We start from the raw sequence: 26991 nt of genomic DNA on the forward strand, positions 1-26991 counted from the left end.
CGAGCCACCCGATCAAACGGACACGCCACTGGCGAGTGAACCTGACCAAGCCCTACTAGGGCCTGGGTGCAGGAGGCGAGGTAGGCCACCTGCGGGTCGCCTATGAAGGCCATACCGCCGAGCGACTCCACACAGCGCAGGACCGCGCGGGCGATGGCGTCCTGTGCGGAGTACCGGCACACCAGCGCCGCGGCCAGCGCCTCCTGCCCCGAGAAGCCGTGCGCCATGCGGAAGGCGATGCCCTCCACGGCACCCATCACGGCCTCCAGCTCCGTCACGAGCGCCGCCTGCTCGGTCACCGAGGCCCGGTCCGCGAGCAGCACACGCTCGGCGAGCGCACTCGCGGCGCCGAGATACGTGACGGTCATCAGCAGCTCGAACCAGAGGAAGCCCGCGGTCTGCAGCGCGTCGAGACCGCCGGCCGCCTCGGGGGTGATCCGCACCAGCAGGTCCTCCGGGACCGGAACCCGGTCGAGGACCACCGCCTCGCTCTCCGCTCCGGCGAGCACCGGTGTCGTCCAGAAGGGCTCCACCCGCATGCCGTCCGAGCCGGCGGGAACGAGCGCGACGGCCATCTGTGTGCCCTCGCCCTCGGCGAGCGGCACGGTCACCGAAGCCGTCAGAAGGTCCATCGAACGGGCCAGGCTGCACGGCCTCTTGGCGCCGGAGACGAGGATCTGCCCGTCCGCCGTCCGCTCGGCACGCATGGTCGGCGACAGGATGTGCCGGCCCGGCCGGCCCTCGGCGAATCCGGAGGCCAGCAGCAGGCCGTCCCGGGCGACACCCTCCAGCAGCATCCACTCCAGGCCCTGGTTGGCGCGGTGCGTCTCCACCAGACCGGCCACCGAGAAGTGGTGCATCGTGGTGGCCACGGCCAGCGAGGGCGACCGGGCGGCCACGGCGCGCTGGACGCGGACGGCCTGGACCGGGTCCGCTCCGGTACCGGCGTGTTCGGACGGCACCAGCAGGGCGGGTCCGCCGGCCTTCCTGAACGCCTCGAAGGCGGGGCTCCCGGGACGCTCCAGAACGTCCCAGTCGTGGTCGGACAGCGTGGCGTCGAGCCCCGGCAGCAGCTCTTCCAACGCGGTGCGCTCAGTGCGCAGAAACCGCATGTTTCCCCCTTGGTGCACATGTTCGGTCTGACGGAAGACGACGCTATGAGCACCAGGTGCAGCCGCGTTTCAGAGGAGCTTCAGCTCGTGTGCAGACATGTCTGCACTTGGCCGGTCGCAGGCTTGCACCACTTCTGGCGTACGGCACAGGAGGCAACCTCAGGTATGCCGCAGGTATGCCGCAGGTATGCCGCACCGCAGAAGAGGCAACCCAGAGCCGGCCGTGCGGCGGGCCACATGTGTCACGAGCGCCCGCCGGCGTCGCTGCGGGTCAGTGCGGCCACGCCGGGTATGTCACGCGCCAGGTCCACCTCGGCGACCAGGCCGTGGGGCTCGGCGGAGGACAACGACAGGCGGCCGCCGCCGACTTCGAGCAGCGTGGTGGCGATGGCCAGACCCAGCCCGGAGCCCGACCGGTTCCCGATCTGCTCGCCGCGCCAGAACCGGTCGGTCGCGCGTTCCGCGTCCTGGGCCGTCATGCCCGGCCCCTCGTCCGTGACGGTCACCCGCGCGCGGGTGTCGTCCACCCAGGTGCGCACGGTGATCCGTCCCCCGGCGGGGGAAAAACCCAAGGCGTTGTCCAGCAGCACGTCCAGCACCTGGTCGAGTATGCCGGGCTGGCAACAGGCCACCACCTGCTCGCCCTTGACCACGATGGTCACATCGGTGGCCGCCGCCTGCGGGCTCCAGGCACGGGCGCGCGCCTCGGCCACCGAGCGCATCTCCACGGGCGTGGCTCCGCTGTCGGCCTCGGAGGCGTGGGCCAGCGCGAGCAGCTCGTCGAGGATCCGGCCGAGCCGTTCGGCCTCCTCCACCGCCTGCTCGACCGCCTGCTCCAGATGCGGTCGTCCGGCCTCGGTGACCGCGGACTCCAGCACGTCCATCCGCAGCCGCAGCGCCGAGAGCGGGTTGCGCAGTTGGTGCGAGGCGTCCGCGACGAAGCTGCGCTGGGCCTCCAGAAGCGCGACGAGCCGGTCGGTCATGGTGTTCACGGCGGCTGCGAGCTCACGGATCTCCGCCGGCCCGCTCTCGGCGGACGCCCTCGTGTCGTACCGTCCCTGCGCGATGGCGCCGACGGCCCGGTGCAGCTGACGGACCGGGCCGAGGCTCCACCGCGACAGCGGTACGGCGGCCGCCGCGGCTGCCAGCAGACCCGCTGCCGCGACACCGAGGAGCAGCGCGTTCTGCCCCAGCGCCCGCGCCCGGAGGGACGTCGTGGGCGAGATGGTGACGACCGCACCGATCACCCAGCCGTGTTCGAAGACGGGCGCGGCGACGAGCAGCGGCTCGGCGGAGAGGTTGAACGGGTACTCCAGCGGAAGGTTCGGGTTGCCGTCCAGGGCGCGCCGTACCGTCCGGCGCCATTCGGCACGCTCGATCGCGGTGCCGGGACGGGTAGAGAGGGCGATCTCCCCCTGTGCGTCGAGGAGCAGGACCGTTCTGTGGGTGTGTGTGCCGTAGGACGTGGCCCGGGCGGCCCAGGAGGCGTCCGACGCGGGAGTGGCCGTGCGGGACGCCGCGGCGGCCAGCTTCTCCGTGTCGTTGACCTGGGCGATGGCCAGGTGATGGAACTCGTTCATCGCAAGGCTCAGGGCGAGCGGGACCTCCAGCGCCAGCAGCAGTACCGCGGTCAGTGAGAGGTACGTGATCAGCAGACGGCGGCGCACGGCCGACACCTCCCGGTGTGTGTGCTCACTGCCTGGCCGACGCGCCGAGCCGGAAGCCGACCCCGCGCAGGGTCTCGATCCACTCGTAGCCGCCGAGCTTCGTGCGCAGGCTTCCGATGTGCACGTCGAGGGTCCGGGTCGAGCCGAACCAGTTCTCGTCCCACACGCGCGAGATGATCGCCTCCCGGGTGTGCACGGTGTCGGGGTCCTCCGCCAGCATCACCAGCAGGTCGAATTCCTTGCGGGTGAGCTGCAGGGTCCGTCCGTCCAGTCGGGCGGCGCGGCCGCGCAGGTCGAACTGCAGCGGGCCGACGGCCAGTACCTCCTGCGCGCCGCCGTGGCAGTCGGGATCGTGCCCGCGGCCGTCCAGCCCGCAGCGGCAGGAGCGGCGGGCCACGGCCTCGATGCGGGCGTTGAGTTCATGCACGCTGTACGGCTTGACGACGTAGTCGTCCGCGCCCGCGTGCAGGCCCATCACCCGGTCGATCTCCTCGGCGCGGGCGGTGAGGGCGATGACCGGTACGGCCGACCGCGCCCGGATGCGTTTGCACACCTCGACACCGTCCAGGTCGGGCAGTCCCAGGTCGAGAAGGACGAACTCGCACTCCTGCAGGCGCTCCAGCGCCTCCGCGCCGGTGTGCACGGCGACGACATGATGTCCCCGCATGCCCAGTGCGCTGCTCAGCGCGTCGGCCACCCGCGCGTCGTCCTCGACCACCAGTATGTTCATCCGTCCCCCGTGTCCCGTGTACGGCAGGGCCGTGGTCCGGCCCCCGTGAGCCAACTGCTAAGGAGCTTAGTCGTAGTCGGGTGCAAGGAGAATTGCAGTTCCCCTGAACTGCGCCTGTGAATGAGCTGCTTGACCCCCTCCTACCGTCGGAAAACACCTGCTCCGCGGTGGCCGGGCGGCATCCGCAGCCCGTCGCGCTCGAAGCCGTGGGGCCCTTCCGTCGCAGGGAGCTGTCGTGAGCGACACATCGACCCGATCCACGCCCGAGAACGAGGCGCCCGGCACCCCCGCCGGACCCGACGGCGGCCCACCCTCCCGGCTGGCCGCCCTGGGCCGGTCCGTGGCCCGCAGACGGCTGCCGGTCCTGCTGCTCACGCTCGTGGTGATGGCCCTCGCGGCGGTCTTCGGCGGTGGCGTCGCCGAGCGGCTGTCCAGCGGAGGGTTCACCGACCCCAAGTCCGAGTCCACCAAGGCGGAACGCGTCCTGGCCGACCGCTTCAGGACCGGCGTGCCGAACCTGGTGCTGCTGGCCCGCGCGCCCGGCTCCGTGGACGATCCGGAGGCGGCCGCGGCGGGGCGCGCCCTGACCGAACGGGTGGCCAAGGCCCCGGGAGTACTCTCCACCGGGTCCTACTGGACCATGCCCGGCGCGGCCCCGCTGCGCTCCAAGGACGGTCGCTCCGCCCTCGTGCTGGTCCGGCTCGGCGGCAGCGAGGACGACTTCCGCGCCACCGCCAAGCGACTCGTCCCCCAGGTCAGGGGAGAACAGGGCGTCCTAGACGTCACGGTCACCGGTTCCGCCCAGGTCTCCGTGGAGATCGAGAAGCGCAGCGAACAGGACCTGGCCAAGGCGGAGGCCATCACCGCCCCGGCGACCCTCCTGATCCTCCTCATGGTCTTCGGCAGTGCGGTCGCCGCCTCGCTGCCCCTCGCCGTGGGCCTGCTGTCCGTGCTCGGCACCTTCCTCGTCCTGCGGCTGCTGTCCATGGTGGTCTCGGTGTCGGTGTTCGCCACCAACATCACCACCGCTCTGGGGCTGGGCCTGGCCATCGACTACAGCCTCTTCATCGTCACCCGCTACCGCGAGGAGCTGGCGAGCGGCAAGGACGTCCCCGAGGCCATCGCCGAGACCGTACGCACCGCCGGCCGTACCGTCCTCTTCTCGGCGGTCACCGTGGCGCTCTCGCTCGCCGGGCTGCTGGTCTTCCCGCTGTATTTCCTGCGCTCCTTCGCCTATGCGGGCATGGCCGTCGTCGCGCTGGCCGCGCTCGGTGCCGTCCTCGTGCTGCCCGCCCTGCTGGCCCTGCTCGGACGCCGGGTCGACGCCTGGAACGTGCACCGGCTGCTCCGGCGCGGCCGCGAGCGCCGTCCCGCAGGGCAGGCCGGCGGGGAGACGGGTTTCTGGCACCGGCTCGCCACGGCCGTGATGCGCCGCCCCGCGCTCTTCGCGCTCGCCGTCGTGGTGCTGCTCGTCTCCCTCGGACTGCCGTTCACCCGGGCCTCGTTCGGCATCACCGACGACCGTGAACTGCCCGCTTCCGCGCCCGCCCACGTCGCGGCCCAGGTCGTACGGGACGACTTCGACAGCCGGGAGAACTCGGCCCTGTCCGTGGTCCTTCCGACCACGTCCGCGGATCGCGTCCGCGCCTACGCGGCCCGGGCCTCCACGCTCCCGGGGGTCTCCCGGGTGGACGCCGCGACCGGGTCGTACGCGGGCGGGAAGCAGGTCGCCGGGGCCGGCCCGGCGTCCGCCCGCTTCCGTGCCCCGGGTGCCACCTGGATGTCGGTGGTCCCCTCGGTCGAACCGTACTCCGACGCGGGTGCACGGCTCGTCGAGCGGCTTCGCGCGGCCGAGGGTGCGCCGGGGCGCCTCCTCGTCGGCGGGCAGGCCGCCCTGCTGGTGGACACGCGCGACGCGCTGGCCGCCGGGCTGCCGTGGACCGGGCTGATCATCGCCGGAGCGACCCTGGTGCTGCTGTTCCTGTTCACCGGAAGTCTGCTGATCCCGGTCGAGGCCGTCGTCTTCAACCTGCTGAGCCTCAGCGCGACCTTCGGGGCGATGGTGTACGTCTTCCAGGAAGGCCATCTGCGCTGGCTCGTCGGGGACTTCAGCGTGACGGGCCTGCTCGACATCAGCATGCCGGTCCTGATGTTCTGCGTCGTCTTCGGCCTGTCCATGGACTACGAGGTCTTCCTGCTCTCCCGCATCCGGGAGGTGTATGTGGCGACCGGCGACAACACCCGCGCCGTCGCACTCGGTCTGGAGCGCACCGGGCGCCTGGTCAGCGCCGCCGCCCTGCTCTTCGCAACCGTGATGGCGGCATTCGCGACCTCGGGCCTCACCATCCTCAAACTGCTCGGCGTCGGACTGGCGTCGGCCGTGATCGTGGACGCCACCGTGGTACGCGGGCTGCTCGTCCCGTCCGTGATGCGTCTGGCAGGCCGCGCCAACTGGTGGGCACCGAGGCCCCTTCGGCGACTGCACGAACGCCTGGGCCTGAAGGAAGCCTGAGCCGCTTTCGGGTGGCCCGGGTCGGGGGCGGGTCACCTGCCGACGAGGAGAGGCAACCGATGCAGGAGCCGACCGCGATCGGAAGCGTCCATGTCCATGCCCGGCCGGGTACCGTCTACCGACTGCTCACCGACCTGTCCCAGTGGCGTGCCTTCGTCGCCGAGTGCCGTGTCACGCCGGGCCGGTTCACCGTACGCGTGGGCGAGCGGTTCCGCGGCACCAACCGCCGCGGTCCCCTGGTGTGGCGTACCACCGCCACGGTCACCCAGGCGACGCCCGACCGCTTTTTCGCCTTCCGCGTCACCCTGTTCGGAAGGCCGGTGTCCGACTGGCGCTACGACATCGTGCCCACCGACCGCGGCTGCCGGGTGACCGAGAGCACCCGTGATCACCGGGGACCGCTGCTGCGCGCCGTGTCGCTTCCGGCCACCGGTGTCCTGGACCGGGCAGCTCTCAACCGCCGTAACATCCAGCGCACCCTCACCCGGCTCAAGGCGCTGGCGGAAGCGGCGGAGGCTGCGGGCGACGCCTCGAGCACCAGTGGGGACAAGGACGGCGGTTCGCGGCGGGAGGGGAGTCCGCAAGGAGATCTCGGCATCGAGGAGGTGCTGCGGAAGCGTTACGCTCGGCGCTTCGAGCGGTGAAGAGGCGGAGCAGCTCATGATCACAGCTGTGGGGTTGGCCGGTTACGCGGTCCTGGTGGGTGTCACCGTGCCGCCACGGCTGGCTCGGGCCCGGTGGGCGCATCGCGCACCGGGCCTTGCGGTGCTGGCGTGGCAGGGCCTCATGGCCACGTTCGTCGTCGCCGGCGCCCTCTCGGTGTATCACCTCGCGATGACCGACCATCATGTGCACGACGGGCTGGCCGGCTTGTTCGCCGCCTGTGCGCTGGGCGCGGATGACCCGTCGGCGGGTGAGCATCTGCCCGCCGTCGGTGAGGCGCTCGTGATCGCGGCCCCCCTCGTCGTCGTGCTGCTCCCGGCCGGCTCTCTGGCCGGATACGCCTGGCGGGCCCGACGCGCTCGCGACCGACAGCTGGACCTGCTCGCTCTGGTCGGTGAGCCGGCACCCGAGTACGGCGCCACCATCGTCGACCACGGCGTGCCGGCGGTGTACTGCCTGGGGGGACGCCGCGCCCACGTGGTCGTCACGCGCGGCGCGGTGGACGTCCTCACCGAGGAACAGTTGCGGGCCGTACTCGAGCACGAGCGTGCTCATGTCGAGGGCAGACATCATGTGGTGAAGATGCTGGTCGACGCGTTCTCGTACGCCTTCCGCGGTCTGCCGCTCGCACGTCATGCCAAGGAGCAGACGTACCTGCTGCTGGAGATGGTCGCGGACGACCGCGCCCTGCGGCATCACTCCCGGGACGCCCTGGCGACCGCGATGTACGAGGTCGCGGCCGGGCGAGCGCCGCAGGCGGCACTGGGCGCGAGCGGATCGGACGTCGTCGTCCGACTGCGGCGCGTGCTGACCCCGCACCCCAGGCCGCATCGCGCCGCCTGGCTGGGGATCGTGCTGGCGTCGGTGACGGCTCCGGTGCTGCCGCTGCTGGTGACGTGCGGATGACCGGCGGAGGGTGAGGCCGGGCGCCTCCGGCCGGGCGAGGGCCTGCCGGTCCACGTTCAGGTGCCGGTGCGTTTCCCGACGTTGCGCAGGGCCGTGCGAAGCGCGTCGATCTCGGCGGACGACATCTGGTCCACGAAGTGACTCAGCGCCACGGGGCGGTTCTCGCTGGCGCCGAGGGCGTCTTCCATGAGCGCGGCCGCATACTCCTCCCGGGTGCGGACCGGCTCATAGAGCCAGGCGCGGCCCTCTTTCTGCTCGCGCAGCAGCCAGCCCTTGCCGTGCAGGATGTTGGCCACGGTCATCACGGTGGTGTAGGCGACGGGCCGTGTGCGGTTGATGTCGTTCACGATCTCGCGCACGGTCGCAGGGCGCTGCCACCTCCACAGGCGGTCCATGATCTCCGCCTCCAGATCCCCCAGCCGTCGCATGCCCCGCGTCTCCCTCTGCCCCGCGATCGTGCGAGTCATCGTAGAGGGTCGGCGGCCACCGGTGGCGTGGCCGTCGGGGCGCGGCAAAAAGGGCGCCCCGGCCGGAGCAGGGGCGCCCTTTCACAAAGGAGTGATCAGGTCACTTCAGGTCGCCGGTGGTGGGGACGACAACCCCGTACAGCTCGGTGATGGTGGCCAGGGCGCCGTCGTGGATGTGCTGGGCGCTGATGTGCTCCTGGCCCGCGGCGGTGGTGGGCAGTGCGCGGGTGGCGCAGGCCTTGGCGACGACGGTGGGACGCTTGCCGTTGAGGAAGGCACCCTGAGCGGTGAACAGGACACACATGTTGGTCATGAAGCCGGCGAGGACGAGGTTTTCATGGCCGGCCTTCTCGACCAGTTCGGCGAGGTTGGTGTTGTGGAAGGCGTTGGGGACGGACTTGATGACACGGTGTTCGCCGTCGATGGGGGCGACGTCGGCGATGATCTTTCCGCCCTCGGTCTCGGGCTCGTAGCCCTGGTCCTGGACGTGGATGATCGTGGCGCCGGCCTGGCGGGCGGCGGTGAGGAGCTTCTTTCCTTCGGCGACGGCCTCGGCCCAGCCGTCCAGCTCCATGGTGCCGGAGGTGTAGGTGTTCTGGAAGTCGATGAGGATGACGGTGGCCTCGGCCAGGGAGGCGGGCGTCTCATCGAGGTTGTTGAGCTGGCGCAGGGTGGTCGTGGCCATGGGGTCCTCTTCAAGGTGTGTCGGAGTGGCGGGTGCGCTGGTGAGGCGCCCCGCAGTGTTGACAACGCTAACACAGAACGTAAGCGGAACATACATGGAGAGACTGACCCCGGTTGCGCGGTGAGCATGATTTCCCTGGTCAGGGACGTTAGCGGGGTATGCGAAAACTGTTAGCATGGAGTCATGTCGACAGCGAGAGAACGCATTTTGGCCGCCACGTCCGAGCTGCTCGCCACGTTGAGCGCGGAGGAGATCTCCACACGGGCGATCTGCGCGAAGGCGCAGGTGGGGGCACCGGAGATCTCTCGGCAGTTCGGGGGCAAGCAGGGGTTGCTGGCGGCCGTGGCGGACCAGGGCTTTGAGCGGTTCCTGGCCAACAAGCGGCGCAATCCGCGCACGGAGGATCCGGTGGCGGATCTGCGGACGGCATGGGATGCGCATGTGCGGTTCGCGTTGGACAATCCGCATCTGTACCGGCTGATGTTCGCTCCGGCGGGGGATCCGAAGCCACAGGCGGTGGGGGAAGCACAGGCGTTGCTGCTGTCGGTGCTGGAGCGGTGCAGCGCGGTGGGACGCCTGAGTCTTGCGCCGGCGGTGGCGGGTCAGGCGGTGCTGGCCGCGAATGTGGGGGTGTGCCTGATGATGCTGTCGTTTCCCGAGCTGTTCGGGGAGGCGGCGATGTCACAGGTGGTGCGTGATGCGGTGATCGCGAAGGTGACAGGCCAGATGGAGCAGGTGGCGGACGAGCGGCTGGGAGCGGTGGCGGTGCTGGCGCGCGCGCTGGTGGGGACACTGTCGGGGACGGTGGCGGTGCGGGAGGAGGTGATCGAGGAGGTGTCGCGTTCGCTGGGTGCGTAGTTTTTCTGAAGATTCTTCGCCGTGGTGGCGTGATGTGGCCCTGTCCTGCCGGGACGGGGCTTTTTCGTTGGCCGGGAAAGCCACGAAGGCGGGGTGGACGGGGGCGTTCCGCTGCGCGGGTGCACGAATTCTCCGGTTTGCCGGATCCAGGATCTGTTACCAACGCTTACATCATGTGTTAGCTTCGTAAACACACGAGGGGGACTTGAGTCGCCCTTGAGGTGTTCGCCGCATTTGTGCGGGAGAAGTGCGTCACGGGGGACGCCATCAGCCGTTCTGTCCCTTCCGGCTCGCAAAGGCGCGCCTTTTCTCCCGCATGTCCGTTTCTTTCGGAGGGGATTCATGATGAGCGCTGCTCCCACACCAGACGAGGCACCGAACGAGCTGATGACGGGGGACTCCTTCCTGGAGAGCCTGCGCGACGGCCGCCAGGTCTACCTGGACGGCGAGATCGTCAAGGACGTCACCGCCCACCCCGCGTTCGCCAACGCCGCGAAGTCCTCCGCGCACCTGTACGACGCCCTGCACGCGCCGGACACCAAAGACCTGATGACGACCGTGGACCGGTACACCGGCCACCGCGTCCACCGGTTCTTCACCCCCGCCCACTCGGCCGAGGAACTGCTGAAGGCCCGCGACGCCATCGAACACTGGGCGCGGCTGTCCTACGGGTTCATGAACCGCACCCCGGACTACAAGGCCTCGTTCATGGCCGGCCTGGTCAGTACCCAGGACTTCTACGCTCCCTACGACGGCAACGCCCGCGCCTGGTACGAGAAGTACGTCAAGCAGGGCATGGCTGTCTCGCATGCGATCGTCAATCCGCCGGTGGACCGGAACAAGCCTTCCCACGAGATCGGGGACGTGTTCATCAAGGTCGTGGCCGAGCGGGACGACGGCATCGTGGTGGAGGGCGCCAAGCTGATGGCGACCGCGTCCGCGCTGACGAACGCCGCGTTCGTCGGGCAGATCCACCTGGGCAACCTGCAGAAGGGCAAGGCCGAGGACATGGCGCTGGCGTTCATCGCGCCCATGAACACTCCCGGTCTGAAGGTGATCTGCCGGTCCTCGTACGAGAAGAAGGCCACTTCCCCGTTCGACAACCCGTTGTCGTCGCGGTTCGACGAGAACGACACGGTTCTGATCTTCGACAACGCGTTCATCCCGTGGGAGAACGTGCTGATCTACCGGGACACCGAGAAGATCCACGAGTACTTCCCCCGCTCGGGGCTGCTGTCGCGTGGCTTCTTCCAGGGCGCCATCCGCATGGCGGTGAAGCTGGAGTTCATGGCGGGGATCCTCGACAAGGGCACGGCCATGAACGGCACCCAGGGCTTCAGGGGTGTACAGGCCGGTCTCGGTGAGCTCCTGGCCTGGCGTCACCTGACATGGGCGATGACCACCGCGATGGCCATGGACCCCGAAGAGGGGCCGGCCGGGACGGTCCTGCCGCGTCTGGAGTACGCCGCCAGCCACCGTGTCCTCGCCCCGCTGTCCTGGGAACGCGTCCATCGCTTCTTCGAGGAGCACCTGGCCGGCTCGCTGCTGATGACCGGATCCAGCAACAAGGACTTGCAGAACACCGAGCTGCGCCCGCTACTGGACCGCTTCTACCGGGGATCGGCCGGGAGCGCCGAGGACCGGATCAAGCTGTTCAAGCTGGCGTGGGACGCGATCGGCAGCGAGTTCGGCGCCCGCCATGAGCTGTACGAACTCAACTACGCGGGCGGACCCGACCAGGTGCGCCTGGACACCCTCACCGGTGCGCGCGCCATGGGGCTGCTCGACTCCTACGGCGCCCAGGTCGACAAGGCCATGGGCGACTACGACCTGAACGGATTCACCACCGGCCGATGGGCCGACGGCTCCTGACGAGCCGCCCAGACGCAGCCGGGCACCGTTTCCTTCCCCCGCCGGTGCCCGGCTGCCCTCCTCCCCTGCCCTGGAGGTTCCTCCTGTGAGCGAAGACCTGCGCAGTGTCATGCGGCATTTCGCCACCGGCGTCTGTATCGCCGCGACCTGGCGCCCCACCCGTGCCGGCGCCCGTCGCCACAACGCCATCACCGTGAATTCCCTGTCCTCCCTCTCCCTCACACCGCCCCTGGTCTCGTTGAGTTTCCGCGCGGACTCCGAATTCCTCGCCGACGTCCTCGCCTCCCGCGTCTTCACCGTCTCCATCCTCGGCGCCGACGCGGAGGACACCGCCCGCACCTTCGCCGGGCGGCGCCCCGAACGCGACCGCATGCTGCGCCACGTCCGCACGCATGCGGGTGTGGGAACGGGAGCGCTGCTGTTCGACGCGGCCGGCTGGATGGAGTGCCGCTACTACGACCACTACACGGTCGGCGATCACGTCCAGGTCATCGGTGAAGCCATCACCCTGGGCATCCCCGACGAACCGGCCGGTACTCCGCTGATTTTCCTCGGTGGTGGATTTCACCGCCTCGACTCCGAAAGCGCCGCCTCATGACCCGCCGCACCCGTCTCCTCGCCATCAGCGTCGCCCTGGTGGCCACCAGTGCCCTGACCGTCCCCACCGCCAACGCCGCCGATGCAACCGGTGCCACCACGACCGTCATGTGCGTCACCGACAGCATGGACGGCGGGAAGACGACCACCGTCTCCGCACAGGCCGCCGCCGGCCTCGAAGAGCACACCCGCTCCTATGAAGGCCCCTGCGCTTCCTTCGGCCCCGAACAGGATCTCGGCAACGGCTCCCTGCGCTCCTACACCCAGCTGAACGACGACGGCAGCCCTGCCACAGTCGGGGTCGCCTTCACCCACGACGCGCTCGCCGGGCTGCCCACCGACATGAACGACCGTCACCACTGTTACGACGTCAACGGCGACGGCCGTATCGACCAGAACACCGAATGTGTCGGCGGCTACGAACACCCCCTCGCCCTCCCCGACACCACCACGGCCGCGCCGGGACTGTCCACGAAGTGGGTGCTGGTCAACTACAACCCGCTGGGCCACGGCCTGCCCGGCGTCTACGACGTCCCCCACCTCGACTTCCACTTCTACCTCAAGCCCAAGTCGGTCCGGGACTCCATCCGTACCGGCCCGTGCGGACTCGTCATCAACTGCGACGACTACACCAAGGCCACCAAGCCCCTCGACGCGCCGTACATGCCGGCCGGATACATGGACCACAAGGAAGCCGCCGAAGGCGCCATGGGCAACCACCTCATGGACACCGACGACTCCCCCGAATGGCACGGCCAGCCCTTCACCCACACCTTCATGTACGGCGACTGGGACGGGAATCTGCTGTTCGAGGAGCCGATGATCACCAAGAAGTGGTTCGAGGGGCTCGCCGACCACACCAACGAAAACGGCTGCTACAGCATCAACCAGCCCGCCGCATGGCAGCAGGCCGGGTTCTACCCCCGCCGGTACTGCATCCGTTACCGCCCCGGCCGCGACGACTTCACCGTCTCCCTGGAAGACTTCTATTCCGCCCCGGCCGGTGAAACACAGTGAACGGCGAACTGTCCATCGCCGTCGTCGGAGGCGGCGCAGCAGCGGTGTGCCTGATCGACGCGCTCGCCACAGCCGATGTACCACCGGGCTCCCTGACCGTGTTCGAGCCGTCCCCGCACCTGTGGCGCGGACGCCCCTATCAGGTCGACACCGAAACCCTCACCATCAACATGGTGCCCGCCGACATGTCGGTACGCGCGGGTGACCCCGGTCATTTCGCGTACTGGCTCGCCGGCCGCGACCGCGTCACCCGGACGCGGACCGAACCCGACCCGCACTCCGGGGCCCGGTTCGTACCCCGCACCGTGTACGGCGAATACCTCGAACACACCGCTTACAGCGCCATGGGCCGACTGCGCCGCAAGGGCTGGCGTATCGATCTGATCGGCGCCCCGGTCACCTCCGCGTCCCGCTGCGCCGAGCGCGTCATGCTCCAGACGAAAGACGGACGCGCCCGTGTCTTCGACTACACCGTGCTGTGTGTGGGACGCGGCGCACCCGAGGACATCTACAGCCTCGACGGCGCGTCCGGCTACATCCCGGACCCCTACCCGGCCGTCGACCGGCTGCACACCATCGGTGCTTTCGACCATGTCGTCATCCTCGGGTCGGGGCTGACCGCGGTCGACACCGTCCGCTACCTCGCCGCGACCGGACACCAGGGCACCATCACCCTGGCGTCCCGCCACGGCGTACTTCCCGCCGTGCGCCAGCGGCCCGCCGATTTCACCGTGCACAACCTCACCCAGTCCCGCGTCCAGGCCCTCACCGCCACGGGCACCGAGATCACGGTCACCGAACTCGTGGAACTGTGCCGTGCCGAACTCCGTGAAACCGGCGCCGACGCCTCCCGCGTGCTGCAGGAGATCACCTCGGTGTTCACCGAACCTGCTCTCCCGCGCCTGCGCCGTCAGCTGGACCAGGTGGACGACCCCGACCTGGCCCTGAGGATCCTGCAACGCGCGATTCCCGACACGGGGCCCGACCTGTGGCCGCTGCTGTGCGACAGGGACAAACAGCAGCTGCTGCGCACCCACTACCGCACCCTGATGAGCCTGTGCTGTCCGATGCCGCCCGCCTCGGCCGCCCTGCTGCTGTCCCTCGCGGACACCGGACAGCTCGATGTGCGCTCCGGGCTGCGCCATATCCAACCGGCCGGTAAGACCGGCTTCACTCTGACCACCCGCACCGGCGAGTTCGACGCCGACACCGTCATCAACACCGTCAGCCCGTCCCGCCAGCGCATTCCGCACGCCGCGCAGCGCCTGATCGCCTCCCTTCTGCGCTCCCGCAACGCCAGCATCAACCCCTATGGCGGACTCGCCATCGAACGCGCCACCAGCCGCCTGAGTGTCGCCGGACACGGCGATCCGCGCCTGTACGCCCTCGGTGACCTCGCCGCCGGAGCCCTCTTCTTCACCTGGGGCATCCCCTCCCTGGTCGACCGCGCCCGCGACATCACCGAAGCGATCCGCGCCCACCACACCAGCCCCACCCGTACCGGCACCGCTCTGCTGCCTGCCTGAAAGGACCATCTGTGAGCACCACGGACGACCGGCCGGCCTTCCTCGCCGACACCGCCACCGGGCTGCCCATCCCCGCCGATCCCACGTTCGCCACCCCCGCCGAACACCGCCGCCACGTCAAACAGCGCCTGGCCGCCTCCCTGCGCCTGTTCGGCAGGGAGGGCTTCGGCGAAGGAATATCCGGACACATATCCGTCCGTGACCCCGAGCACCACGACCGGTTCTGGGTGAATCCCTTCGGTGTGTCCTTCAACCGGGTCACCGTCGCCGATCTGATCTGCGTCGACACCGAAGGCCGTGTGGTGTGGGGATCCCGCCGGGTCAACCCGTCCGCGTTCGTCATCCACGCCGCGATCCACCAGCGCTACCCGCACCTGCACGCCGCCGCCCACGCCCACACCGCACACTCCCGGGCCCTGGGCGCACTGGGCCTGCTGCTGGAACCGATCGACCAGGAATCAGCCGCGTTCCACAACCGCCAGCACCTCTACGAAGCCTACGAAGGCCCCTCGATCACCGTCGAACAGGGCCGCGACATCGCCGCACACGCAGGAGACAACCAGGCGATCCTGCTGCGCCACCACGGGCTGATCACCGTCGGCGGCTCGCTGGAAGAGGCCGTCCACCGGTTCTTCACCTACGACAGCTGCGCTCGGATCCAGCTGCTCGCCCACGCCGCCGGCACCCCGAAGACATTCACCGCCCCTCAGGCCCAGGCCGCCGCCGACGGCTTCGGCGACGCCCAACTGGCCCGCTTCAGCTTCGAGCTGCTGTGGGACGAGATCACCCACGACCAGCCCGATTTCCTCAATGAAAACTAAGACGCTCCCGCGCCCCCACGTTTGTCATCCGAAGGGAAAACCCATGAAAATCCTTCTGTTCGGCGCTTCCGGGAACATCGGTTCGGCCATCACTCACGAACTCATCACACGCGGACACGCCGTCACCGGTGTCACCCGCACCGGGAACACCACCACCAACGGCACCTACACCGCCAAGGCCGGAGACGTCCGCAACGCCGCGACCATCGCCGCACTCGCCGAAGGCCATGACGCCGTGGTCTCCGCGATCGGCCCCCGCCACGACGGATCCGACGACGACCACGACATCATCGTCGGCGCCACCACGGCCCTCATCACCGGCCTGCGCCAGACCACCGTCAAGCGCCTCGTCGTCCTCGGCGGCGCCGGAAGCCTCGAAACCGCCCCCGGCGTGAAGGTCATCGACTCCCCTCACTTCCCCGCCATGTGGAAGGCCAACGCTCTCGCCCAGAGTGAGGCACTGGAGCTGTACCGGCAGGTCTTCGACCTGGACTGGACGTTCGTCTCACCCCCGAAGCTCATCGAGCCCGGTACCCGCACCGGCCACTACCGCCGGGGAGGCGACCAGCTCCTGACCGACGAGAACGGCGATTCCAGGATCAGCATCGCTGACTTCGCCATCGGTTTCGCGGACGAGATCGAGACCCCGCGCGCCCTGCGCGCCCGCATCAGCCTCGCCTACTGACCCTCAAGCACCTCCACACCGTCCCCGGCCCCGTATGCGGGCCGGGGGCTTTCCCCGGAGAAAGACGATGACGAAACGAACCGGCGGCACCGCCCGCTTCGCGATCCTCCTCGGCGCACTGACCGCGCTCGGCCCCCTCGCCAACGACACATACCTGCCCTCCCTTCCGCAGATCGCCGACGACCTGAACGCCACCGCATCCGCCACCCAGCTGTCCCTGACGGCATGTCTGGTCGGTCTCGGTTCGGGCCAGATGATCGCCGGCCCCATATCGGACCGGCTGGGACGGCGTGGCCCGCTGCTCGCCGGACTGCTGCTGTTCGTCGCCGCGGCACTGGCCTGCTCCTGGGCGCCCAACGTATGGACTCTTGTCGTGCTGCGTCTGCTTCAGGGAATCGGCGGAGCCACCGGTATCGTCATCGCCTCCGCGATCGTCCGCGACCGGCACACCGGAGTCCAGGCCGCGCGCCTGTTCTCCCTGCTGATGCTCGTCACCGGCATGGCCCCCATTCTCGCCCCCGTCGCGGGCGGACAACTCCTGCGGATGACCGACTGGCGTGGCATCTTCCTCGCCCTGACGGCCGCCGGCGCGGTGATCCTGCTCGCCTGCACCCTTCTCCTGCCCGAAACCCACCCCGTCCAGGCCCGGACCGCCCCCACCGACTCCGGACCCGTGTTCGGCCGTCTCCTCAAGGACCGTCAGTACGTCGGCTACATGCTGTCCTGCGGTTTCGCGTTCGCCGCGATGTTCGCCTACATCGCCGGCTCCCCGTTCGTCCTGCAGGAAATCCATCACATGTCTCCGCAGGCGTTCTCCTACGTCTTCGGAATCAACGCGCTCGGCCTGGTCGTCGCCGCCCAGACGGGCGGAAGAATCGTCCACAAGAGCGGACCGCGCCGCCTGCTGGGCCTCGGCGTCAGCGGATCCGCTCTGGGCGGCGTCGGCGCCCTCGTGTGCGCCGTCACTCACGCCCCGCTGCCCGCGCTGCTGGTCTCCCTGTTCGTGATCGTCACCTCCGTCGGCCTGGTCATGCCCAACTCCATGGCTCTGGCGATGAACAACCACGGCGAGATCGCCGGAGCAGCAGCCGCCCTCATCGGGTTCCTCCAGCACATCATCGGCGCCGCGATGGTCCCCCTCGTCGGACTCGCCGGGAAAACCTCCGCCCTGCCCATGGGCATCACCACCGCGGCCCTCGGGATCGCCGCGCTGGCCTCCTTCACGCTGATCACGCGCCCCGACCCCGACCCTGCCGACCTGCGGCCCGTCGCTGTCGAGGCCGCACGGTGAGCCGCCCCGCGCTTCTGGACGGCGGGCCCGCCCGCACTCCCGCCGCTGCCACGCTCTCCGAGGCCCTGGAACAGACCGCAGCCCGCCACGGCCGGCAGGAAATCGTCCACCTCCACGAAAACGGCACCCGCACCGCCTACACCTACACCCAGCTCCTGGACCGCGCCCGACGCGTCCTTGCCGGTCTGCGTATCACCCATACCCGTCCCAGTGACGTCCTTTTGCTGGACATCAGTGATCCTGCCGAACTGATCTGCGCCTACTGGGCGTGCATCCTCGGCGGCTTCATCCCTCTGCCGGTAGCGGCAACCCCCGGTCTGGCGGCACAGGTGTGGTCCCTGTACGGGTGTCCCCGGATCGTCACCGGAACCGGCCGTACCCCGCCCGAGGACACCTCCGCCTGGGCCGGCGACATGGCAGGTCTGCTGCGCAACACACCCGACGCGCGACATCACCGGGCCGATCCCGGGGATGTCGCCGTCCTCCTGCTCACCTCCGGCTCCACCGGCACCCCCAAGGCGGTAGCCCTCACCCACGCCAACATCCTGGCGCGCAGCGCGGCCACCGCCCACACCAACCGTCTCGACCACCGTCAGCGCACCCTGAACTGGATGCCGCTCGACCACGTCGGCGGCCTGGTCATGTTCCACACCCGTGACACCTGCCTCGGCGCCTACCAGGTCCACGCGCCCCAGCAGTGGATCCTCGACCAGCCGCTGCGCTGGCTGGAAGCCGCCCACACCCACCGCATCAGCTGCACCTGGGCGCCCAACTATGCGTTCGCGCTCGTCAACGACGCTGTCGGGCATGTCACCGGACATCCCTGGGATCTCAGCCGCCTCACGTACATCATGAACGGCGGGGAACCCGTCCACGCCGAGGTGATTCACCGCTTCCAGCAGCTGCTGGCTCCCCACGGCCTGCCCACGGACGCCATGTATCCGGGATGGGGGATGTCGGAGACATCCTCGGGGGTCACCGACTGCCGGTTCAGTGAGCACACCGAGGGCCGCTACGTGCCCGTCGGCCGCCCCCAGCCAGGCACCCGTATCCGTATCACCGCCGACGACAGCACCGTCGTCACACAGAACACGGTGGGCCACGTCCAGGTCAGCGGCGCTGCCGTCTCCCACGGCTACTACCAGAACCCGCAGCAGAACAAGCAGTCCTTCACCTCGGACGGCTGGTTCAAGACCGGTGACCTCGGCTACATCAGCGACGGCGTCCTGACCGTCACCGGCCGCGCCGACGATCAGATCACCATCGCCGGGGTCACCTACCACGGCCACGAAATAGAAGCCTCCGTGGAGGAACTCGGCTTCGTCCACCCCACCTACACCGTCGCCACCCCGGTCACGACCTCCGCCGGTGAAGGACTCGCCGTCTTCTTCCACCCCCGCACAACCCCTACCACCGACGACCTGGAAGCACTTCGCACCCTGCTGGCCGAACGCTTCCGCATCACGGGCGCCCACCTGCTGGCCGTCGGCAAGGACGACATTCCCAAGACCGGGATCGGAAAGCTGCGCCGCGCCCCCCTGAGGGAACGCTTCGAAGCCTCCACCCACCCCACCTGGACACCCGTCCTCCACTAGCCGGGAGGGCTGCGCGGCCCCTTGCCCCGACCACCGCGCAGCCCTCCCCCTCTCCTTCAGGTGCGGCAGCCCCTTTTTTCCGGAACCAGCCGGAGGCTGCCGCACCTTCCGTGTTCTCCCGCCGAAAGGTTTCCGTCATGCCCCAGTACAACGACCCCCGTCCCCTGCCCGCCGAGCCCCTCGCCCTGGACCTCGTCAACACCCGTTACACCGACCCCCGGGGACACCACGACCTGATCAACACCAGGGCCGCCCTCAACCGATGGCTGCACACCTCACCCGCACTGACCCACTATCCCGACATCTACCGTCTCAGCGACGAGTACGCGTTCACCATCATCCGTGACGCCCGCGACAGCCTCGCCCGCCTCCTCGCCCGCCCCGGCGATCCAGCAGCCCTCGAACGCTTCAACCGTCTCCTCGTCCACGGCCGCACCCGCCGCGAACTCACTCCCGCCGGCATCACCCACCACCTCGACATAGACGACCCCGCCCACCTTCTCGGCTATCTCGCCGCCGACAACTACGTCAGCCTCATCACCGAGAAATCTCACCGCCTGCACGCCTGCGCCAACGCCTGCGGCCTGTACTTCCTGGACACCTCCCGCAACGGCACCCGCCGCTGGTGCTCCCACGACCGCTGCGGCAACCGGGTCCGTGCCGCCCGCCACTACGCCCGCAGCAAGATCCGCACGTGAACGGCACGACGGAGCCCCTGCCGGCCGAACCGACAGGGGCTCCAGTTTTTCCGGCTGCCCGATGACGGGAATCCGCTCGGGCCGGCGCTTCATGAAGGTGATGCGCCACACCAGCTGTTCTTCCCGCACGGCCCGGTCCAGGCCGGGCAGGCGCCTTGCAGCAGGGTGTTCAGCCCACCGTGTCGAGCTGCCGGACCACTTCCTCCTTCTTCTTCTCGGGTACGCCGATGGACACCGGCCGCGCCGCGATCAGCCCCGCACAGGTCTCGGGAACCGCCACGGCGAGCAGCACCAGCAGCGGCAGCGCCCAGGACCCGGTCGCGGTGTGCAGCAGACCGACAGCGAGGGGACCGGCCGCGGCCAGGAGGTAGCCGCCGGTGTTCGCCATGCCCGACAGCCGGGCGGTGGTCTCGGGATCGGGTGAGCGCAGCGTGAGCAGGGTGACCGCGAGGGGGAAGCCGCTGCCGGTGGCTATCCCGAGGACACATACCCATAGCCAGCCGGCCTCGGGCAGCAACAGGATTCCGCCCAGCCCGGTGACATGCGCGGCCAGCACGGCAAGGACCAGGGGTCGTTGACTGCGCATGCGGGCGGCTGCGACGGGAACGGCCATGCCCAGCGGGATACCGAGGGCCAGCAGCAGCGAGATCATCGCCCCGGCACTTGCGGGTGTGTAACCGCGTGCCTGCATGATCTGCGGCAGCCACGCCACCGTCGTGTAGAAGATCAGGCACACCAACCCGAGGAACGCCACGACCGACCACGCCGTCCCCGAACGCCTCAGCACCTCACCGGCGTTGCTGCGGCGGGTGGCGGAGACCGGGGCGCCTTCGTCCGCCGTCCGGCCGCCGGTGGCCCATACAACGGCTCCCAGGAGCGCCGGTGCACTCCACACGGCCAGGGCACCGCGCCATCCGCTGCTTTCGGACAGCGGGACCGCCAGAGCGGCGGCAAGAGCCCCGGAGAGCGCCATCACCAGCATCGCCACTCCCATGAAGGCGCCCTGACGTGCGGGGAAGCGTTGTTTGACCACGGCTGGGACGAGCACATTGCCGACGGCGATCCCGGCACCGGCCAGAACCGTGCCGGCGAACAGGGCGACGGCCCCGGGCAGGATCCGTACGAAGCATCCCGTGCCGATCAGGACCAGCGCTGCCGCGACCGTACGGGAGGTGCCCGCCCTGCGGGCGAGTAACGGGGTCATACCGGCGAACAGTCCCAGGCACAGCACGGGCAACGCCGCCAGGACACTGGCCGCTGCGCCCGACAGGTGAGCGTCGCGGGTGACGGATACGAGAACGGGCGGCAGGCCGGTGATCGCCGCGCGCAGGTTCACGGTGAACAGGACAAGTTCGAGGGTCGTCTGGCGGACAGGCGGATGTTTTCGGTGTTTCACAAGTGTTCCCCCGGTGGCAAAAGGGCGAGCCGCTCCCCCACAGGGCGTCACGCATGACATAAGTCAGGCATGACATAAGGGAGGAGCGGCTCACCGGCCCCGTCCGTCCACGGGGCCGTCTGTACGGACTAGACCGCTGCTGCGCGGACGGTCTTCTGCGCCTTGAGCTTGGAGTGGAACGGGCAGGCCAGGGAGGCGGCCGTCGCCGAGGTCGCCGAGGAGTCACCGAGGAGCTTGAGGATCTCCTGCGACAGCAGGTCGGGCTTTCCCTTGAGAGCGTCGGCCAGCTGTTGGTCGGTGGAGAAGACCATCTGGGCGGCGATGTTGTCCTGGACGATCCTCGCGAGGTTGTCCAGGGCCACGTCCACGGCGTTCGCGATCGACGGCGCCTGGCACGGCAGGTCGATCAGGTGGGAGTCCACCATGTCGGCGTCCATCAGGTGCTTGATGATGATGGAGTTCTGGTTCAGTTCGCTGGTGGTCCACATCGACAGCACGACCACGTACAGCTCGTGCCAGTTGTCGGCGCCCACCTTGTCCTTCCAGCGGCCGAACAGATCCTTGACCGCCTCGATCTGGACTTTCGCCGCCCAGTACATGTTCGTCTTGATGTCGTCGGCGATCTTGCCGGTGAAGTCCTCGAAGCCCTTCATGTCGAAGGTGCGCCGACGGGTGATGTCGTTGGCGTAGGTCATCCCGGCGTCCAGGATGTGCGCACAGGAGACCTTCAGGTCGTCGGGCAGTCCGGCCTGTTCGAGGGTGCGGCGGGCGGTGTCCAGGTCGGTGACGAACTTCGTCAGCGGGTCGACCCAGTCCGTCTTGCCCGGTCCCGCGTAGGCGACCATCGCCAGGTCGTGCGGGTACATGTTCTTCTGCCCGTCAGGGATCCGCGCGTCGAGGTACGGGGCGACGACGGAGAAGATCCCGAGCGGGACGTGGGCGATGGACTTCGCCAGCTTGAAAATCTCCGAGATCGGCTCTTCCACGAACCGCTGACCGCCCAGGACGAGGGTGTACTTGCCGCCCTGCATGCCGTTCTCCACGACGATGACCGGGCTGAGCTGCTGTGCGACGTTGACCCGCAGGATGTCGTAGTTGGTGCGCATGTCGGTGTCGACCTGAAGGATGTTGTCCCGCGCGGTGCGCTGGTCGGTCGAGACGTCGCCGTTGCCGGCCGGAGCCGCTGCCGGTGCGGCGTTCGCCGCCGAGGTTGTGACGTTGGTCAGGAGCGTGGCCGCCGCTGCGGTGCCGGCTCCCGCTATGAAGTTTCTGCGCGTACTCATGTCCCGGTTCCCCCCTTGGAAGTGGACGTGGTTCGGGTACTGCCGCCGCTACAGGGCGTCAGCCCTGCGCAATGGACCGCGCAGAGACCGTGACACCAGAAATTCTTCCGCTATACGGAATTAGATTTCCGTTCTCTGCGACGGCGGCACCGAGATTAGTGGCTCGAACTAGCCGTCGAGCACCCGAAAACAGCGAACTGCCCGAAAGAGATATAAATGTCGGGTAAATCTCTACAAGTGGAGCGAATGCTGCCGCAGAAACCTCAGCAAATTCCGTCAGACGGAAAATTCCTCGCAATTTTTGCATGCAAAGATCCCCCACCGGTCAAAAAGGCCAGTAGGGGATTAGATTCGGATGGAACCGGTCAGTACGGCGTGCACACCGCGTTATCCCTGGCGTAAATATCCAGCCACTCCGTCACCGTGGGGCCCACCATGAGGGCGGTATCCGGAGCCAGCAGCACGCCTGTACCCATCTGGCGTACCAGCGGCGCGATCGGCATGACCGCGCGCCTGTCCCTGTGCACGTCCAGGACACGACGCGTCAGTTCCGGCAGACGGATCTCCTCCGGGCCGGCCAGCTCGATCACCTCGGTCATCATGTCGGCCTCCAGCATCTCGGTGATCGCAGCCGCAACCGCCCCGGCGGCCACCGGCTGAAGCAGCATGTCCTGCACCAGGACTTGATCGGCAAAGGCGTGCACGCCAGCCGGGTTCAGCGCGAACTCGTGAAAATGACTCGCCTTCACCACCGTGGTCGGAAGATCGTGGGCATGCGCGATCGCCTCCTTCTCCCGCTTGGCGAGATAGGGCGCGAACGCGTCGAACGCCGCGTGCTCGACCCCCAGGACCGACACCGAGATCAGCCGGTACGCCCCCATGACGTACGCCGCCTCCAGTAGACGCTCAGCCGCTTCACGCACCTCCGAGCGCAGCTCCTCACCGTCAGCAAGACCACGCGGACGTGGATCGGAGGCATCGATCACGACATCAACCCCGTCCAGTGCCGCGTCCAGCCCCCGCCCGGTGACCAGATCCACCCCGTGATACCGGGCGATCGGCGTGACGATGTGCCCGGCACAGGTGACCCGCCGGATCAGATGCGAACCCAGAACGCCGGTGGACCCGGCAATGGCGACATGCATGAAAGACACCCCCCGTATCGACGCGTGTAGATCGTTGACTGGCTCCCGACCAGTACACGCCGAGCAGTCTCACGCATGGACACCCGGATACGGATCTGGCGAAAGCCACGAAGACACGCCCCACCCGATCAAGGAAAGTTCCGACTCACACCCCGGAGATGCCCAGCCGGCTGCGACCGCGCCTCCGACATCGTTGTCGAAGGCGCGGCCTGCCCGGGGCGCGGCCCTACGGGATGCAGCAAGCCCCGAGGGGGCACCGGATGGCGGGGAGTGCGGTCGGCCTACGGCGCGTAGACGGCGTCACTGCCGTACAGCTCCCTGGTGAACGCGGAGACATCGGCACTGCGATCGGCGCCGTCGAGGTTGTACGTCAGATAGACGCCGTACCCTTCGTCGACCGTGCGGCGGGCGAGGTCGGCGGTCGTGCTCTGCGAGGTCCCGCCGATCTCGACGGCCGCCGGCGACAGCTTCGACTTGGGCAGTGCGATGCCGGGGACCTGCCAGGTGCCGTAATACGGGTTCCAGGCGTAGTCGAACGTGGACGAGACGTCGACGCCGCCGTAGGACAGGCGCGACGCGGCCGGGCCGATGTTGTAGAGGCTGATGATCTTGTCCGGCATGTCGGCGCGCAGTGCCGACACCAGATACACGAACGAGCTGTCGTTGGGCTGGCCGGTGCCATTGTTGCCGTACTCGGCGTACTCGTCGTCGAAGTCGATGCCGTCGAGGCCGTACGCGGCCACGGTGTCCGACAGTTGTTTCGCGAACGCCGAAGCCGCCTGCTGGGACGGGAAGTTGGCGAAGCCCGCGCCCTGATGGTTGCCGAGCACCGAGAGGACGACCTTGATGCCCTTCTGCTGCAACGGCCGTATCTGCGTGGCGGCGTTGTCGAGGACGCGTTGCACGTTCTCGTTGAAGTACAGGGTTGCCGCCTTCGCGCCCGTGTCGTAGTTGATGTTCGCCGCGAAGATCACGGCGACGTCGAAGACGTTGCCGCCGCCGTTGGCGAGGGTGTACTTGCCGACGTTCAGCATGCTGCTGTTGTTCACCTCGACGTACGCCACCGAGGTCGGTCCTTGTTTCGCGGGAGCGGGGGCCGCTGCCGCGCCGGTCGTGGCGGTCGCGCCGAAGGCGAGGGCCGTGACGGCCGAGAGCGCGAGCGCGGCCCTCCGTACTCTGCTCCGCACCAGAGTCAACATCGTTGATCGGTCTCCCATCGCATGGAGCGGCGCCCGACCTCTCCGCAAGCGCCGAGTGAGCCCCCCGATCTTTCCGCTCCCGCGACCGAATCCCCAGAACCACGAGAGAACTCTTCACGACTCCCACGCACATCGCGCCACCAGGGAGCTGTCCGGCGGTCAGCCAACGGCCCCGGTGTCGCGCAGGGCCGGCACAAGGGGGAGGGCTACGGCGCAGGCCGCTTGCCGGGCGGTTCCCAGCCGTGCGTGAGGATGTCGAAGATTGCCTCGACGGCGGCTCGGCGGTCCTGCCGACCGCGAGCGAGGGCCGGGATGTCGAGGACGAATCGAGCAAGAGCCACACATGCGAGGTCGTCGTGGTCCACGCCGACCTCGTCGGCGATGGCTGCGCTGAGGCTGTCGGTGTACCGGGTCCACATGCGTTCGGCGTACGCGCGCAGCACCGGCGTGGAGTCCACCAGGTGCGTGAACTCGGCCGCCTGAGGATGTTCCTCGATCGAGGGCCAGGTGTCGAGGATGTGCAGTCGGAGGGCGTCGAGGATGCTCTGACCGGAGGGTCGCTCGCGCACCGCGGCGATCAGTGCTGACTCCCGGTCCTGGTCCTGGTCGAATACCAGCGCTTCCTTACCGCTGAAGTGCTTGAACACCGTAGCGGTCGACACGTCGGCGGCGTCGGCGATGTCACGGATGCCTACTTGGTCGTAGCCACGCTCCAGGAAGAGCTGCAGTGCGGCGTCGGCGATTGCCTGCCGGGTGGCCGCCTTCTTGCGGTCGCGGCGGCTGACAGGGGGCACAGTCATGGTGAGAGTCTATCCCATAGTCGAACCCATCGCTAAGTTGATTCGTTGCACTTTTCTTCTTGTTCTGATTTTATGAGGTTGCGAGCACCTGACCGGCGGCTTCGGAGTGTCCCGCCCCGCTCTGTTCGCCCGATGACTCCTCTTCATGACTCCTCTTCGCCAGCTGGAAGGAACAACCATGAACTCCCCAGAGCCCGCCGACGCCGGCATCAGCATCATCGGCGCCGGACCCGGCGGACTGACCTGCGCGCGCATCCTCCAACAGCGCGGCATCGCGGTCACCGTCTACGACCGCGACCCGGGCCCCGACTCCCGCGACCAGGGCGGCACCCTCGACCTGCACGCCGACAACGGCCAGGTCGCCCTGCGCGAAGCCGGCCTGCTCGACGAGTTCTTCGCCCTCGCCCGTCCCGAAGGGCAGGAAATGCGTCAGATCGACCCGACAGGCACGATCACGGCTCATCAAGTCCCGGCGGCCGACGAGCTCTTCAAGCCGGAAATCGACCGCGGCCAGCTGCGCAACCTGCTGCTCGACTCCGTGCAGCCGGGAACCGTGCGCTGGGGCCACTCCCTCGACGTGATCAGCGGACCCGCCGATGGGCCGCGGCGCTTGCACTTCGCCGACGGCACGAGCATCGAGACCGATCTGGTCATCGGCGCCGACGGCGCCTTCTCCCGGGTACGCCCGGCCGTGTCCCCCGCCGTCCCCGAGTACACCGGGGTCAGCTTCCTGGAAGCATGGTTCTTTGACGTCGAGAACGGACACGCCGAGATCGCCGAGCTGGTCGGTTCGGGCAGCGCCCACGCAGCGGACGGCGAACGCGGCCTGTTCGCCCAGCGCAACAGCGGAGACCACATCCGCGTCTACATCATCCAACGCGTCCCGGTCGACTGGATCAGCGCCGGCGGGCTGACCGCCGAGGACACCGACGGCATCCGCGCCGTGCTATGTGACGAGTACGCCCACTGGTCGCCCCGCATGCGCCAGATGATCACCGAAAACGACGGCCCCTACATCCACCGCCCGATCCTCGCCCTTCCCGTCCCGCACACCTGGGACCACAACGCGACGGTGACCCTGCTCGGCGACGCCGCCCACCTCATGCCCCCGCTCGGCGTCGGCGTCAACCTCGCCATGCTCGACGCCAGCGAACTCGCCCTCGCCCTGGCGAACGCCGCCACTGTCGACGACGCCATCCGCACCTACGAGAAGACCATGCTCCCCCGCTCCACCGAGACGGCCAAGGCCCTCGAACATGGCGCCGAACACCTGCTGTCGGCCGACGTACCCGGCTTCGGCGGCGACAACGACGCCCAGCCCTAGGCCGCGTCCGACGGGTCAACGATCCTGCCGCGCCTGGTCAGTTGACTCCACTGACGCGTTGACCGGTTCGACTCGACGAAGGCCGAGCAGGGGCACCAGGCGCGAGCCCGACGGCGAGGGCGGCTACCGACCCTTCGCGGTG

At 68.7% G+C, this 26991-nt stretch carries 24 protein-coding genes; 14 read left to right on the forward strand and 10 right to left on the reverse strand.

What is annotated here, in order from left to right:
• From IE277_RS32230 to IE277_RS32240, 3 genes are all read right to left on the reverse strand, one after another.
• Window positions 1-1112 (reverse strand): acyl-CoA dehydrogenase family protein (locus IE277_RS32230; RefSeq protein ID WP_189957258.1); only part of this gene is annotated, 1112 nt, incomplete at its 3' end.
• A gap of 242 nt (window positions 1113-1354) precedes the next feature.
• Entirely contained in the window at window positions 1355-2779 is a 1425-nt protein-coding gene (locus IE277_RS32235) for a sensor histidine kinase (RefSeq protein ID WP_189957259.1), read from the reverse strand.
• A gap of 25 nt (window positions 2780-2804) precedes the next feature.
• Window positions 2805-3509 carry a response regulator transcription factor gene (locus IE277_RS32240; protein WP_189957260.1) on the reverse strand — a complete coding sequence of 235 codons (705 nt, stop codon included), beginning with the start codon at window positions 3507-3509 and terminating at the stop codon, window positions 2805-2807.
• 235 nt (window positions 3510-3744) lie between these two features.
• On the opposite strand from IE277_RS32240, the gene IE277_RS32245 reads away from it, so the two are divergent.
• Genes IE277_RS32245 through IE277_RS32255 form a run of 3 tightly spaced genes read left to right on the forward strand, consistent with a single transcriptional unit; the run spans window position 3745 to window position 7590 of the window.
• Window positions 3745-6021 carry an MMPL family transporter gene (locus tag IE277_RS32245; protein ID WP_229882114.1) on the forward strand — a complete coding sequence of 759 codons (2277 nt, stop codon included), beginning with the start codon at window positions 3745-3747 and terminating at the stop codon, window positions 6019-6021.
• Window positions 6022-6080: 59 nt separating this feature from the next.
• The gene (locus IE277_RS32250; protein ID WP_189957261.1) at window positions 6081-6665 is read left to right on the forward strand and encodes an SRPBCC family protein; all 585 of its coding nucleotides are present in this window, start codon (window positions 6081-6083) and stop codon (window positions 6663-6665) included.
• A gap of 16 nt (window positions 6666-6681) precedes the next feature.
• The gene (locus IE277_RS32255; RefSeq protein WP_189957262.1) at window positions 6682-7590 is read left to right on the forward strand and encodes a M56 family metallopeptidase; all 909 of its coding nucleotides are present in this window, start codon (window positions 6682-6684) and stop codon (window positions 7588-7590) included.
• Between the two features lie 56 nt (window positions 7591-7646).
• On the opposite strand, the gene IE277_RS32260 is transcribed toward IE277_RS32255, so the two are convergent.
• Window positions 7647-8018 carry a BlaI/MecI/CopY family transcriptional regulator gene (locus tag IE277_RS32260; protein ID WP_189957263.1) on the reverse strand — a complete coding sequence of 124 codons (372 nt, stop codon included), beginning with the start codon at window positions 8016-8018 and terminating at the stop codon, window positions 7647-7649.
• 139 nt (window positions 8019-8157) lie between these two features.
• The gene (locus IE277_RS32265) at window positions 8158-8742 is read right to left on the reverse strand and encodes a cysteine hydrolase family protein (RefSeq protein ID WP_189957264.1); all 585 of its coding nucleotides are present in this window, start codon (window positions 8740-8742) and stop codon (window positions 8158-8160) included.
• A gap of 183 nt (window positions 8743-8925) precedes the next feature.
• Between IE277_RS32265 and IE277_RS32270 the strand changes: the two genes are divergently transcribed.
• The 10 genes from IE277_RS32270 to IE277_RS32315 all read left to right on the forward strand — a co-directional run bounded on the left by IE277_RS32270 (window position 8926) and on the right by IE277_RS32315 (window position 19702).
• Window positions 8926-9600, forward strand: coding sequence for a TetR/AcrR family transcriptional regulator (locus IE277_RS32270; protein ID WP_189957265.1), 675 nt, complete (start codon window positions 8926-8928; stop codon window positions 9598-9600).
• 342 nt (window positions 9601-9942) lie between these two features.
• Entirely contained in the window at window positions 9943-11472 is a 1530-nt protein-coding gene (locus IE277_RS32275) for a 4-hydroxyphenylacetate 3-hydroxylase family protein (RefSeq protein WP_229882115.1), read from the forward strand.
• Window positions 11473-11557: 85 nt separating this feature from the next.
• Window positions 11558-12070: a flavin reductase family protein gene (locus IE277_RS32280; protein WP_189957266.1), complete on the forward strand. Its 513-nt coding sequence runs from the start codon at window positions 11558-11560 to the stop codon at window positions 12068-12070.
• Window positions 12067-13086, forward strand: a complete 1020-nt coding sequence (locus tag IE277_RS32285) for a hypothetical protein (RefSeq protein WP_189957267.1) — start codon at window positions 12067-12069, stop codon at window positions 13084-13086. The genes IE277_RS32280 and IE277_RS32285 overlap by 4 nt, the downstream gene beginning before the upstream one ends.
• Window positions 13083-14612 (forward strand): FAD/NAD(P)-binding protein, encoded by a 1530-nt coding sequence (locus IE277_RS32290; RefSeq protein ID WP_189957268.1) that lies wholly within the window; start codon window positions 13083-13085, stop codon window positions 14610-14612. Before IE277_RS32285 ends, IE277_RS32290 begins: the two co-directional genes overlap by 4 nt.
• Before the next feature lie 11 nt (window positions 14613-14623).
• The gene (locus IE277_RS32295; protein WP_229882116.1) at window positions 14624-15433 is read left to right on the forward strand and encodes a class II aldolase/adducin family protein; all 810 of its coding nucleotides are present in this window, start codon (window positions 14624-14626) and stop codon (window positions 15431-15433) included.
• 43 nt (window positions 15434-15476) lie between these two features.
• Window positions 15477-16118: an NAD(P)-dependent oxidoreductase gene (locus tag IE277_RS32300; RefSeq protein WP_189957269.1), complete on the forward strand. Its 642-nt coding sequence runs from the start codon at window positions 15477-15479 to the stop codon at window positions 16116-16118.
• A gap of 67 nt (window positions 16119-16185) precedes the next feature.
• Window positions 16186-17409, forward strand: a complete 1224-nt coding sequence (locus IE277_RS32305) for a multidrug effflux MFS transporter (protein ID WP_189957270.1) — start codon at window positions 16186-16188, stop codon at window positions 17407-17409.
• Window positions 17406-19004 (forward strand): AMP-binding protein, encoded by a 1599-nt coding sequence (locus IE277_RS32310; protein ID WP_189957271.1) that lies wholly within the window; start codon window positions 17406-17408, stop codon window positions 19002-19004. The genes IE277_RS32305 and IE277_RS32310 overlap by 4 nt, the downstream gene beginning before the upstream one ends.
• Window positions 19005-19141: 137 nt before the next feature.
• A complete protein-coding gene (locus IE277_RS32315; protein WP_189957272.1) occupies window positions 19142-19702 on the forward strand; it encodes a CGNR zinc finger domain-containing protein in 561 nt (186 codons plus the stop codon).
• A gap of 169 nt (window positions 19703-19871) precedes the next feature.
• Here the strand turns inward: IE277_RS32315 and IE277_RS32320 are convergent, their stop codons facing one another.
• The 5 genes from IE277_RS32320 to IE277_RS32340 all read right to left on the reverse strand — a co-directional run bounded on the left by IE277_RS32320 (window position 19872) and on the right by IE277_RS32340 (window position 25525).
• Complete coding sequence (locus tag IE277_RS32320; RefSeq protein ID WP_229882117.1) at window positions 19872-21038, reverse strand: MFS transporter; 1167 nt, start codon at window positions 21036-21038, stop codon at window positions 19872-19874.
• Window positions 21039-21226: 188 nt separating this feature from the next.
• The gene (locus IE277_RS32325) at window positions 21227-22381 is read right to left on the reverse strand and encodes a hypothetical protein (RefSeq protein WP_189957274.1); all 1155 of its coding nucleotides are present in this window, start codon (window positions 22379-22381) and stop codon (window positions 21227-21229) included.
• Between the two features lie 365 nt (window positions 22382-22746).
• Window positions 22747-23526 (reverse strand): SDR family oxidoreductase, encoded by a 780-nt coding sequence (locus IE277_RS32330; RefSeq protein WP_189957275.1) that lies wholly within the window; start codon window positions 23524-23526, stop codon window positions 22747-22749.
• Between the two features lie 281 nt (window positions 23527-23807).
• Window positions 23808-24725 (reverse strand): endo-beta-N-acetylglucosaminidase H, encoded by a 918-nt coding sequence (locus IE277_RS32335; RefSeq protein ID WP_189957276.1) that lies wholly within the window; start codon window positions 24723-24725, stop codon window positions 23808-23810.
• 206 nt (window positions 24726-24931) lie between these two features.
• Window positions 24932-25525: a TetR/AcrR family transcriptional regulator gene (locus tag IE277_RS32340; protein WP_189957277.1), complete on the reverse strand. Its 594-nt coding sequence runs from the start codon at window positions 25523-25525 to the stop codon at window positions 24932-24934.
• A gap of 178 nt (window positions 25526-25703) precedes the next feature.
• On the opposite strand from IE277_RS32340, the gene IE277_RS32345 reads away from it, so the two are divergent.
• Entirely contained in the window at window positions 25704-26849 is a 1146-nt protein-coding gene (locus tag IE277_RS32345) for an FAD-dependent oxidoreductase (protein WP_189957278.1), read from the forward strand.
• The last annotated feature ends 142 nt before the right edge of the window (window positions 26850-26991 follow it).

The organism is Streptomyces alanosinicus, from assembly GCF_014650595.1.
Classification (GTDB): domain Bacteria; phylum Actinomycetota; class Actinomycetes; order Streptomycetales; family Streptomycetaceae; genus Streptomyces; species Streptomyces alanosinicus.

Excerpts from the sequence above, each read along its gene's own strand:
- IE277_RS32325 (WP_189957274.1), bottom strand. The coding sequence starts at position 22,381 with ATGAGTACGCGCAGAAACTTCATAGCGGGAGCCGGCACCGCAGCGGCG.
- IE277_RS32270 (WP_189957265.1), top strand. The coding sequence starts at position 8,926 with ATGTCGACAGCGAGAGAACGCATTTTGGCCGCCACGTCCGAGCTGCTC.
- IE277_RS32265 (WP_189957264.1), bottom strand. The coding sequence starts at position 8,742 with ATGGCCACGACCACCCTGCGCCAGCTCAACAACCTCGATGAGACGCCC.
- IE277_RS32240 (WP_189957260.1), bottom strand. The coding sequence starts at position 3,509 with ATGAACATACTGGTGGTCGAGGACGACGCGCGGGTGGCCGACGCGCTG.
- IE277_RS32255 (WP_189957262.1), top strand. The coding sequence starts at position 6,682 with ATGATCACAGCTGTGGGGTTGGCCGGTTACGCGGTCCTGGTGGGTGTC.
- IE277_RS32335 (WP_189957276.1), bottom strand. The coding sequence starts at position 24,725 with ATGTTGACTCTGGTGCGGAGCAGAGTACGGAGGGCCGCGCTCGCGCTC.
- IE277_RS32250 (WP_189957261.1), top strand. The coding sequence starts at position 6,081 with ATGCAGGAGCCGACCGCGATCGGAAGCGTCCATGTCCATGCCCGGCCG.
- IE277_RS32285 (WP_189957267.1), top strand. The coding sequence starts at position 12,067 with ATGACCCGCCGCACCCGTCTCCTCGCCATCAGCGTCGCCCTGGTGGCC.
- IE277_RS32330 (WP_189957275.1), bottom strand. The coding sequence starts at position 23,526 with ATGCATGTCGCCATTGCCGGGTCCACCGGCGTTCTGGGTTCGCATCTG.
- IE277_RS32305 (WP_189957270.1), top strand. The coding sequence starts at position 16,186 with ATGACGAAACGAACCGGCGGCACCGCCCGCTTCGCGATCCTCCTCGGC.
- IE277_RS32345 (WP_189957278.1), top strand. The coding sequence starts at position 25,704 with ATGAACTCCCCAGAGCCCGCCGACGCCGGCATCAGCATCATCGGCGCC.
- IE277_RS32340 (WP_189957277.1), bottom strand. The coding sequence starts at position 25,525 with ATGACTGTGCCCCCTGTCAGCCGCCGCGACCGCAAGAAGGCGGCCACC.
- IE277_RS32300 (WP_189957269.1), top strand. The coding sequence starts at position 15,477 with ATGAAAATCCTTCTGTTCGGCGCTTCCGGGAACATCGGTTCGGCCATC.
- IE277_RS32315 (WP_189957272.1), top strand. The coding sequence starts at position 19,142 with ATGCCCCAGTACAACGACCCCCGTCCCCTGCCCGCCGAGCCCCTCGCC.
- IE277_RS32275 (WP_229882115.1), top strand. The coding sequence starts at position 9,943 with ATGATGAGCGCTGCTCCCACACCAGACGAGGCACCGAACGAGCTGATG.
- IE277_RS32260 (WP_189957263.1), bottom strand. The coding sequence starts at position 8,018 with ATGCGACGGCTGGGGGATCTGGAGGCGGAGATCATGGACCGCCTGTGG.